This window comes from Mesoplasma entomophilum, assembly GCF_002804125.1.
In the GTDB taxonomy this organism is placed as follows: domain Bacteria; phylum Bacillota_I; class Bacilli_A; order Mycoplasmatales; family Mycoplasmataceae; genus Mesoplasma; species Mesoplasma entomophilum.
On sequence record NZ_CP024966.1, the window covers coordinates 578,265 to 590,420 of the forward strand.

General features: G+C 24.5%; 7 protein-coding genes. All 7 read right to left on the reverse strand.

The features are described 5' to 3' along the window. Window positions 1-2: 2 nt before the first annotated feature. A complete protein-coding gene (locus tag MENTO_RS02575; protein ID WP_100679869.1) occupies window positions 3-2,873 on the reverse strand; it encodes an ATP-binding cassette domain-containing protein in 2,871 nt (956 codons plus the stop codon). Window positions 2,874-3,273: 400 nt separating this feature from the next. Next, window positions 3,274-3,513 carry a helix-turn-helix domain-containing protein gene (locus tag MENTO_RS02580; RefSeq protein WP_099651307.1) on the reverse strand — a complete coding sequence of 80 codons (240 nt, stop codon included), beginning with the start codon at window positions 3,511-3,513 and terminating at the stop codon, window positions 3,274-3,276. Further along, a complete protein-coding gene (locus MENTO_RS02585) occupies window positions 3,500-4,639 on the reverse strand; it encodes an HU family DNA-binding protein (protein WP_099651308.1) in 1,140 nt (379 codons plus the stop codon). Before MENTO_RS02585 ends, MENTO_RS02580 begins: the two co-directional genes overlap by 14 nt. A 139-nt stretch (window positions 4,640-4,778) precedes the next feature. Then, window positions 4,779-6,368: a hypothetical protein gene (locus MENTO_RS02590; protein WP_099651309.1), complete on the reverse strand. Its 1,590-nt coding sequence runs from the start codon at window positions 6,366-6,368 to the stop codon at window positions 4,779-4,781. A 30-nt stretch (window positions 6,369-6,398) separates the two neighbouring features. Further along, entirely contained in the window at window positions 6,399-8,393 is a 1,995-nt protein-coding gene (locus MENTO_RS02595) for a hypothetical protein (protein WP_099651310.1), read from the reverse strand. Between the two features lie 36 nt (window positions 8,394-8,429). After that, complete coding sequence (locus tag MENTO_RS03900) at window positions 8,430-10,244, reverse strand: ABC transporter permease (RefSeq protein ID WP_099651311.1); 1,815 nt, start codon at window positions 10,242-10,244, stop codon at window positions 8,430-8,432. A gap of 36 nt (window positions 10,245-10,280) precedes the next feature. Next, on the reverse strand, window positions 10,281-12,155 hold the full coding sequence (locus MENTO_RS02605; protein WP_099651312.1) for a hypothetical protein: 1,875 nt from the start codon (window positions 12,153-12,155) through the stop codon (window positions 10,281-10,283). Window position 12,156 lies beyond the last annotated feature (1 nt).

Consider the following 12,156-nt stretch of genomic DNA (forward strand, 5'->3'; position numbering starts at 1 on the left):
ACTTATTTGTTAAATTTTTGCATTAGCAGTACATCATTTAATTTGTTTTTTTCTTCTTGTATTTCACGTCTAATTCTTTCAAGTTCTAAAACATTTTCGCGTTGCTTCATTTCGCTATCAAATTTAGCTAATTTTTGATTCATTTCTTTCTCAAAAATCATTTCTTTTCTTAATTGTTCAAAATATTCTTTTTCTTTATTTAAATCGGATTTAATTTTTTCTAACTCTTGATCTTTTAATAAAGCTGCATTTTGTTGATGTCACATTGGCTGTTGCATATTGTGATCAAAACAATTATTTAAATCTTGTTGAAAGCGTGCATATTTTTTCATATTCTGTTGTTCATTGATTTTGTATTTTAGTTTCTCTAATTCTTCCTTTAATTTTGAGATTTCAAGATTATATTCTTTAATACTTGATGAATTTTCATTAATTAATTCAACTTTTGTATCTATACTATTTTGAAGTGTATTAATTTCACTATATTGAGATTCCAATTTTTTTTGCTTTGATTGAGTTGAAATATTCTCAGTTTCAATTTTAGCTAATACTGCACTTTGAGTTTCTTTTAATCTTCTCAGTTCTTCTTCAAGTTCAGCTTTTGATTCATTAATTTCACTTGATTCAATTTGAATTTGTGACATAAATTCTTTTAGTTCAGAAATGCTGTTTTTGATTGATTCTTTTTCTGCGGAAGCTGTCTTGTTAAATTCATCATGATATTCTTTAAATTCTTTAATTTTTTCTAAGTACTCAGCTTTTGATTCTTGAATAACTTGTGTTTCTGCATTAATGTTTTCAACATATGTTTTTAAATCTATAAGTTTATTTGTAAACTCAGCTTTGATTGAATCAATTTCTTCATATTCAACAATTGTTGCAACAGCAATATCTTCTTGTATTTTTTTCAATTCATCAAGTTTTGCATTTAACTCAAGTTTTTTCATTTCAACTTCTTCTTGTTCTAAATCAACTTCTGTTAAAAACTCTTCTCTACTTTGTTTTAAAGCGCTCAAGTCCTTGTCTAATGCATCTCTTGAGCTATTAATTTCATCATTTTCAATTTGAATTTGAGTTAGATAACTTTTGAAATCTTTTATTTCTTCTTCAATGATTTCCCTTTGAACAGCAACCAAGTCTTTAAATTGATTTTCAAATTGTTTGAACTCATTCATTTTTGATTCAATTTCAGAAGATAATGAATTTTCAGATTCCATTTTAACTTTTTCAATATAATTTTTTAAGTCTTCAAGCTTATTTGAAAATTCAGCTTTCACTAAATCAATTTGTTCATATTCATTTGCTGAAGTTAAACTAATTTCATCTTGCAATGCTTTTAATTCATCAATTTTAATTTGTAAATCTGTTTTTTTAAATTCTAAATCTTTAGTTTCAGCTTCTGTTTGTTCTAAAAGTACTTTTAAGCTAGTCGCTTGATCTTCAAATGTTGTTTTTACTTGATGAATAATTTCTGATTCTAGTTTAATTTTGGCAAAGTAATCTTTTAAGTCATCAATGTTTAAATCAATTTCAGTTTTTTGTTCAGTTACAATTTTATTTATTTCTAATTTTAAATTTTTAAGTTCTTGTACTTTGTCAAAAAAATCATTTTTAATTGTATTTATTTCTGATGCTGTTAAAACATTTTCGCCAACATAGTTTGGATCATTTAAAACTAATGTTTCATGAGTTTTAGCCGATGCCTCAGATAAATCATCGCCTATCAATACAAGGTCATTTGATAAACCAACTTTTATTTCATCTTCGCCTAAATCTAAAATGTTTTTGTATTTATCTTCTATTTTGTTTAAGAATTCTAATGCTTTACCTAAATCAACAGATTTATTTGAATTATCAATTACAAATTCTTTTAGTGGCTCATATTTTGGCTTATGTGGCTTTTCTTTATCTTCTAATGCTTTTGAGATAGCATCCATATTTATAGCTTGTGCTACAACATCTTTTGGTTGCAAATGATTTTTTTCTAAAATAGCTAAAGCATCGTTAAAAGTTTGATGCTCGTTTAAACCAATAACCAATGAGTTAGTACTTAAGTCAAATTTAAACGTCAAAATATTATGTTGATTTAAAAGTTTTTCAACTTCTGCTAGTACAACATCTTTTTCAAATGAAACATTTATTTTTTTGTATAAGTTTAATTCAGATTTTGATCCAGAAAATAATAATTTACCTTTTTCTAAAATTACAAAATTTTCAATTATATTATAAACTTCATCAATATTATGAACTGTTAGTATAATTGTGCTATTAAATTCTTCTTTGAACTCTTTTAATATTTTGTAAGTTTGCCCTCTTCATTTAGAATCTAAGTTTGCCCCTGGTTCATCTAAAATAAGAATTTCAGGTTCTTTAATAAAACATAAAATTAAATTCATACGGTTTTTCATTCCTCATGAAAATGCATTTAAAGGTTTATCTTTAGATGTTCATAAGTCAAATTTTTTTAATCAATATTCAATTCTTGATTTAACTAATGTTTTATCTAAACCCATAACATTACACATATTGTATAAAAAGTCATAAGCTGTAATTGAATATAGCGAAAAATCCATTTGAGAATAAAACCCTACATTAGAGTTATTTTCAATTGAACTGCTTTTTTTACGTTCCTTACCATTAATATAAATATTCCCATCATAATTAAGAGTAGCTCCAAGTAATGAGTTTAAGAATACACTCTTACCTGATCCACTACTTCCAAGCAATGCTGTAACTTTTCCTTTTTCTATATTAAAAGAAAATGGACCTATATTTATATCTTTAAATTTTTTATGAAAATGGTCTACCATCACAGCATTATTATTTGAATTTTCTAAAATAATACGCTTTGATTTTAAAATATTTTTTTCCATTTCGTTTCTCCTATATCACTTTAATAATTTGTTTGATTTGATTTTTAAGTTTTATTTTCCAAATCATGAGTTAATTGTCACAAAAAAAAAAAAAAAACAAGTGTTTTGTCTATTTTGTTGAAAAACACTTATTTTTTTTGTCACTCAATAAGTTTGATAACAAAAAAAAGAAAGCACTTTTGCCTTCTTTGGTTTTTTATATATGCATACTTAAATTTTGCATTATTTTTAATTTGTTAATTCATCAGTACATCAATTAGCTTCAAAAGAAAAAACAAAAAAGTTTTTTAATAATGTATTTTATAATCAAATATAAAATGTTTTGAAATTCCATAACTTTTTAGTAATGATTAATATTAAATTTATGTTCTGCTAGTTTTTATATAATATTTTTAAAGTTTTAAGCACTGAAATAAGGAGTTAATAAATCTTGTGGCTCTATTTCGAGACCCTCAATAAATCTTTGAAAAACTTTAATAGTTATATTTCTTCTTCCTCTTTCAAAATCAGAAATATAATTTTTTGAAATACCACATCTAAAACCAAGTTCCTCTTGAGTTAAACCTTTAAGAGATCTAATTTTTTTTAAATTAGCTGCAATTATTAAGATTAGTTGATCTTCTTCATTATACTTTTTCATTATTTAAACTCTCCTTTAAACCATTCAATGACTTAAATTTAATTGCCTTACATGAAGGAACTATTTTTAATTCACCAGATCTTATATCTTTCATTGTTGTTTGCTTAACTGAAACTGTTGAAAACTTTGCAAAATTATTAATTTTTATTTCTGAACCTTCTTCAATTAAATTATTTTCCATTAATTCAAATAAACTATCAACAATTATTTTAATTTTGGCTTTTGTTAATTTAATATCATTATTTATAAAAATAGAATTAATTAGGTCTTTCTTAGTGACTTTGCTTTTTTTTATTACAGATTCTTTTTGCTTCATTTTGCTAACCTCATCAATATTAAAATTTTCTGATTGTTTTTTGTCATTAATATCAGCTAAATTATCATATTCACTAATTTTAATTGCTTCATTTTTTGAAGAATTACTAAAATAAAAACTTTGATATTTATTTTCTTTTAACTTATCGCCTACTTTTTTCATAAATAAAATCAATTCTTTTTTAGTCATTTCTTCTAAAACTACATCATTGACCTCTATATTTTTCAAAATAGCGTATTTTCTAATTTTATAAGCATTTTTGACAAGCTCACTTAAACTTTCTTGAATTAAAACTGATCCATCTGCTTTTGCTCTTTTTTGCAAAAAAGTCAAGTCGTTATCACTTTCATTATTAATTTCTTCAAAAAATGTTTTATCTTCTTCAAAAAGAGGATATTCATCTATATCAGAACTTTCAACTTCTAAAATAATTTTTGCTTCGTCTTTTTGAGTTTTTAATAAAGTTGTAAAATGTTTTTTAGCATTAGGCGATTCGATATTTTCATTTTTTGTTTTTTTTGTTTTTTTTGTTTTAAATTTAATAATTACAATAATTCAAACAAGTACTAAAACTGGTAAAACAACTAGCAAAATAATATCAGATATGTAATCAATTATGTTTGGGGTAGTTAAGTTTGTTGGCGGTATTAAAGAAATAGTTTTAAATACTTCTAAAACATCTCTATTATTAACTAGTGCATTTACTATTTTCATTGAAAAGAAAATAACTATTGTAATTAAGACAGCAAAAGTGAAAACCAATTTAATTACGATACTTTTTCGCTTTTGATTTCTTTTTTGTTTTTCCATTAGTAACCTTTCTTAATATAAAACCCTTCTTAAAAATGAAGAGTTAACCATCTCAGCATCTAATATTGATACTATAAATTTACCTAATTTAAGTAAATTTTTATTTAATTTATTCTGTCATAATCTTTATTTTTTTATTTTAATCAACCATAACAACTTGCTGAAATAAAAAATTTAATGTTCTATTCGCAGCTTTATAATTACCATCTTTATCTTCAGTTAGGAATACTACATAATAACTAATGTTTTGAGTATTTTTAATAGTTGTTTTAGTTAGTGCTTTACTTGTAGAAACAAACTCATTTAGCGATTTAGTTTGCCCTAAAACGCTTTCAATATTTTTATTTAAGTTTTCTTGAGTTTTATCAAAGAATAAAATTTCATCAACTTTAAATAAGCTTTCACTTGTTTGAGAACCATAGTTAAATGCAGTTGTATTTGTAAAATATTGAGTATTAACAAATTTAGTTATTTTTTCATCCTTATCATCACCAGTAAAAATATTTAAACTTTCTACGAATTGTTTTTGTTGATGTTTATCATTTTCTTGGTTTCATTCTTGGGTAATTTGTTGACTTGTTAAGTATTCTTTTTGAATCTTACTTGTATTAACAGCTGAATTAAATTGAATGAATTGTGGTTCAATATATTTTTTATCTCTACTTGTCAAAACATGCCATTTTAAAGGATTTGATTCTATTTTTAATATTTTAATATCTGTTTTTATTTTATGCTGTTCATTTTCAATTACTTCTTTTGAAAATTCATAACCAGCATTTGCTTTTAAGTTGACACTTACTTGATTTGTTCAATACAATGAATTAATATTTGCATTGTTTTCAGTTATAGCTAAATTAGTAATGTTTTGAATTGCAATTTGTTCATTTGCTAAAATTTCTTTTTGTTGAGACAAAAGCTTATTTTTAAAATCGTCATAATCATTAAAATTTTTAGCCTCAATTCAATTATTAATTGATTCGGTTGCTTTAGTTATAACTTTGTCTTCAATAATAACTGAATCTACAATTGTTCCTTCACAGATAAATGCTTTATCTTGTTCAGTAACATTGTCATCAAATTCATAGTATTCAGAATCATTATCTTTAATTCCAATTGATCCATTTAACTTAAATTTTGTAAATTTTGGAATTGATGGGTCAGCTGACTCAGTTGATTTAAGAATTGTAACCTTAACAGTTTTAAACACTACACCTTCAGCAGGAGTTCCTGGGATATTTGCATTTGATACAAATGTATTTTTAACAACATTTTTACTTTTAAAATAAATTGTATCCAAAAAGTTTTTTAATCCGGTTATAGTTGTTGTTAATTCTTCTTTGGTTACCTTTTTCTTAGGTGCTGGTTTATTTCCACCAAAATTATAAACTAAAGTTATTGAGCCTGAATATTTATAAATATTTTTTGAAGTTCCATTGCCAATAAATACAATACTCTGTTGTTTATTTGTAAATGTTCCTTCTTTTATTTCGTTGCTAACTTTTACACTAACTCCACCAGCCACATCAACTTTTTGATTAACAAGTTCTGCTTCCAGCGCGTCATTAGTTCAAGGTTCTTGATCATTTTGCTTACTGTGTAATATTGCAGTTAAAAATCTTTCAATTGAATCAATATTTTGTTTTTTTGTTTTAGTAGAACACGAGACAACAATTGTTGATGCTGAACTTGTAACTACTAAAGTTGATAGTGCTAATAATAATTTTTTCATTTTTCAGCCTTCCTTTTTATTTCTTATTTATTAAATTCTTTCAATAAATGTATACATACCTAATGAGTTTCAGTCAAATGTTGAGTCATCTCCAAAAGTGACATCAATTAAGTTTGAAGAAATTCCAAATTTCAATGCTGAGTTTCTTTTTGTTTGCATTGCTAACCCTTTAATTAAAGCAGTTCCACCAGCCCCAGTATAGTTTCTATCTTTTATATATGCACTTCTTCAATTTCTAAATCCAGTTGTTCCAGCATCTGAATATGTAAAATTCATATATGTAACACCTGACATTTTTGCAATTAAGTTTTGTTCTTTAATTTGTTGAGCTTCAACTCCTGTGTTTAAACTTAATGCATTAACAAAATCATTTTTTTTAATTTCTCCGTTCACTGCACCAGTTTCTTTTAAATAATCTCAAATATTAAATTCTGTTCCATCTTCTTTTTTAACACCAGTTTTACCTGACATTTTAAATTTATTCATTTTTTGTTGAGGTGATGCATTTGGTGATCTTCAAATGTCACTTTCTTGTATTCCATAGAATGTTTGGAAAACATTTAATAAATTTTCAACGCCTTTGTAGTAAGAATTAAATATTTTTGATTGTGCTGAATCTGTTATTTCAGATAAAGCTGTCGCATTTTTATCAATTGCAATTGAATATGTAAAACTAACATCACTTAGTCTTTGTGCATAACCATTTGTTAATGAAATAGTTAATCCTTTAATTGTCACTTTTTCACTTGAAATTGACATAGCCAATAGATCATTTACTTTTTCATTTTTCTCAACATTTGTTGATTTTTCTGTTCTTTCTGCATATTCGTTTACAATTTTTGAATTATATGCAGTTAATGATTTTTTTCATTGCCCTTCAATAGCTGCATATAAAGTTTCATCTCCAGCTACTCTATTACCTCTTAATTGAATGTTTTCAGTAGTTTTAACTTTTCCAAGAAAAGTATTTCAAGCTGTTCAATCTTCAGAACCATAGTTTAAAGTAATTTTTCCTATATTATTAAAATTGCTTGTTTGTTCTTGTCTAATAATATCGCTTTCATTGAAGTAACTAACTTTAATAGCATTAACAACAGCTGTACTATTTATGAAATATTTATTTTTCACGATAGAAGTCATTGTTTTAGCAAGGTTTTCATTATACTTATTAATTGCTGATTTGTATGCATCTGTATTAGCAGTTATTAAATCTTGTGTTGTTAAACTTGGCTCTAATGCTTTTAATGTTTTAAAGTCAACATAAACATTTGAATTTGCTTCTTTTAACATATCACCAGCTAATTCATTATTAATTTTGTCAATTGAAGCAATGATTTCACCATTATCTGAAACAGTAATAACAATTGTTCCTCTTACAACTTTTGTAACTGTAGCTTGTTCTGCATCCATATATCTATAAGTTGAAGAAAAATTTAAATTAATACTTGAAATAAATCCTTTTCCATCGTCACTAGTAGCACCATAAGTCATTTCAGCAGTTTCATAATCAAATTTAAGATTATCAGTTCATTTTGAACCAAAACTTCCAATTAAGATACTATATGTTGAATTGCTAATAGCATTTCTTAAATCTGCCATTGATTTAGCTGGGCTCAATAATGATTCAACATTTGATGTTAAATCTTTTTGTTGTTTGGGTGTTAAAAAGTCATAAAAATTAGCTGATTGTATTGGAGTTTTAGAGTTTTTTTCACCACCCCTTGTATTGGCTGATGCTTGATCAAAGATTGATTTTAAATTATCTTGTTGGAAGAAAATCAAGCCATTTTTTGAAGCTTCTGTATCTAATAATGTTGATCTAGTGGCCATTGGGCTTGAAACTATTGCTAAAAATTTTGATTGAACTTCAGATTCAAATTGTCTGATTAATTCTCTAACTGCTTCTTTTTCATTTTCTTTGTCTTTGTCATCTTTATTGCCAGCTCTATTTGAGCATGAAATAACAACCATTGATGAAGCACCAACAACGGCGAATGATGATAATATTAATAATAATTTTTTCATTTTGTATTTTTTCCTTTTCTTTTTTCAATTTTATTTTTAGAAATCAAATTTTCTAAATTTATATAATGCTATTGAAAAACTCAATATGCTTATTGCAAATAAAATAACCAAATAATATCAAGGTTTGAGATAATTTGATGTAGTATTTTTTTCTATCTTATTATTAGAAGTAAGTTCTATATCATATTCTGAATAACCTAAGAATAAATTTTTTTGATCTTCTAGATAAATCTTTGAAAAAGAATTTGGTGAAAATCAAATATCATTATTGTAAAATCCTAGGTTTTTGGTATAGGCCATTCACAACCCACTATACAAGTTGAAATAGGACAAACCACGCATCATACTTCTGCCTTTAATATATGTATTTCAATCTGCTGATGTTTTTGATACCGCATTTGAAGTCATAATTATGTAATTACTTGAATATTTAATAAAATATTCTTCAATGACTCTAGCTGAGTACATTAAATTAAAGTTTAGTTGCTTTTTAACTAGATCATTTGCATTCGTAAATCTAAATCCATCATTTCGGATTCCCGCGATTGAATATTCATAGAATGAAACAACATCTTGTTTTTTCAAAGCATATTTTACTTTATTTTCTTCTACTTCCCTATCAGTTGGATTAAGTTTTTCTAAATAACTTTTTTCAATCCCTGAATCTAAAAATAAAAAGTCATAAAATAAATCATATTTTTCAAATTGAAGTTCATTATTAAAATACTTATTAATTTCATTTGTGAAACTTCTAAATTCCACTAAAATATTTTTTGTATTTTGATCTACTGTTTTTTTAATTAATTTATTTAATTGTTCATTTGTTATAAAAGTATCTTTTAAAGTTATTTGAATATTGAACTCGTCACTATTTTTTCAAGAATTTGGCACAGATATATCTCTAAGAGGCTTTGTAAATAAATTTAAATTGGTTTCTGTAATAACAACTGGATTAAAATTTATAAGTCCCAAATCTTTTCACATCTGCGTTCTATAATTTATATTTACTGAGTTATGAAATTGATCTACTACCATTTCTTTTGAAAGAAAATAGTTGTAAATATATTTAGATAAATGTGGATATTTAATATTTCCATCATTTACATGATCATATAGGTTGTAAGCGTCATATATATCGTTTAACTGAAAAATATCACCGTTTGTAAATTGCACGTAATAACTTTTTTCATTTGCTTTTATAAAAGACATGGGGATATTAGCTATGAATGATAATGCTAGTAATAATGTACAAATAATAGTAGTAGTTTGCAATGTAAATATAAAAATTAAAAATGTAATAAAGTTAATTAAAAAGAATGTCGCAAGTAAACAATATATAACATAAATTGATGTCATTCTAAGTATGAATACATCATAATCAAATAATGTAAATGCTGCATAAAATATATTTATAAAAACAAAGCTCATTAAAATATTTACAGCACAAATTAAAATAATTAATAAATATTGAGCTATAAAGAATTTTGTTCTACTTACTTGATTAGTTAAAACAATATATGTTGTTTTATCTTCAAAATTTTTGTTAAAGAAAAATTGAATCATTCTTAAAATAAATACAAACATCAAACAGCAAACAAAGAATAATATATAAAAGTTAAATATTACAACTTGTGAGCTTCCTGATTTTACAAAAGCTAATATAATTCCAATTAAAATTGAAATAACAATAGTTGCTAAGTTTAAAATATAAAATAATTTTTCTTTCAGTAAACTTTTAAAACTAAATTTCATCAATTTTGCAAAAGGAATTCTTCTATATTTGATAAGTTCTTCTTTTATAAAATTTTGCAAAATTTTTGTTTTATTTTTTTCATAATTTTGTTCTGCCATTTTACATTCTTCCTCCTTTCAATGTAATTCACTAAATTAGTTGGACTCAATCAATGTTATTTCTGATTTATAAAATTTTTCAGATTTAATTACAAAACTTAGATTTAAAAAGGATAGATTAAAATCAATTGAAAGGTTGCTTGGAGCTTCTTTAAATTTTTTAAAAATAAGTTGATTATTGGTCACTTTAATTATTGGAATATTTTTTATTTCTTCACTATTGTTGAATTGAAAATGAAATGATGAAGTATTGGTTTTATTTAAAAATTTCTGACGTTCCAATTTTGCAAAATAAGTTAAGTTATTATTAAGCAAACTAAGCTGAGCATTTACATCAGAAATACTTTTTTCAATAGTATTTCCAACTTTAAATTGCAAAATGTTTAAACCTTTTAAACTAATTAGATGCTGATTGTCTGATAAAGACTTTCACGTTGTTTTTCTTGTTCCATAGGTTTCTTGAAAAACCTCTAAAGCATTCATTGTGTTTTGATAAATTGTTTTAAAAATTGGATCTTGAACAGATAAAATTATTTTTGTTTTAGCTATTTCCTTTTCACTATTTAAATAACTATCGTTAATGTTATTTGCTGATATTGCTACATAATATGAAATTGGACTAATTGGATGATAATAATTGAATTCACTAAAATATAAAAAGAAGTTATTTAAAGTTATTTCTCCATAGCTAACTATTGAATCAGAATCAATGTCAAGTTCCTGTTTAAATTTAGTTTGAAAATCATTTACTCATTTTTTGTATTCCTTATTTAAATAATCATGAATATCTTGATTCCCTTTCACAAATTTATTTTCTAAAACAATTTGATCGTCTGTTATTAATTCACTAAAAATTGTTTTGAATAAATTCATGTTATTTGCATTGCTTGTTGAAACTGCGTCATCAAAAATTAATTCATTGGAGCCATATTTGTTTTGACGTTCATTGAAATTATTAATTTTATTAATAGATTTAAAACTTTTAAATCTATTTTCATCCTTGAAAGCGAAGTTATAATTATAACTTTGTGATGAAATATTTGAACTATTTGTACGTTCTGAAATATAATTTAATAAGCTTTTCTCAAATTTATTAAACTTAAATAAATTCTCAAAATCACTATTTGATAAATTAAGTAATCTTGAATAATCATTTATTCTAAGATCATAGGCATCAAATCATGCTCATTCAAATTTGTCTTTAATAAGATTTTCTCTTAATTCACTAGTTGTAAACTTTAAATCTTCAATAATGTCATCTTTATTAGAAATTGTAATTACTATATTCTGTTGATACTTATTTTTAATTACATTTTTATTAATGTCAGTATATTGATAAGCAAAAACCAAATCCAAATTGACATTTGCTATATATTTTTGATTTTTTTTGTCAAAATTTAAATAACTAAAATCAGTGTTTTCAAAATCATAAGATATTCCTTCAAATCATTTTTGATTCTCATTTCCAAATTCCAAAATACTTGCATAAAAATCAAATTCAGGTTTTACCAATTCTACAATTGTTTCCTCTAATTTACTTTTACTAATAATTTTATTTAAGTCATTGCTTAGTGCCTGTTTTTGTCTTTGAGATAAAATTTCATATTTAGAAGATACATTTTGGTTTTGCTTATGTAAACTTATTTCTTGCAAATTAGACTGAGTGAAAAAGTTAAGATTTTCATTTTGTTGCATAGTTTGATCAATATAAATAATTTCATTTTGCTTCTTAGTTAATACACTATGAAATTTTGTTTCAACTTCTTTCTTAAAAGAATTTGCAAGAATATAGTAGTTATATATTGGTTTATATTCTTGTTTAAAATCTCTTGGTTTTTTGCTACAAGCAGTAGTTATTAAACCAAAAATTAGAATAAACGTAAAAGCAATTGGCAATATTTTCTTTAGCATT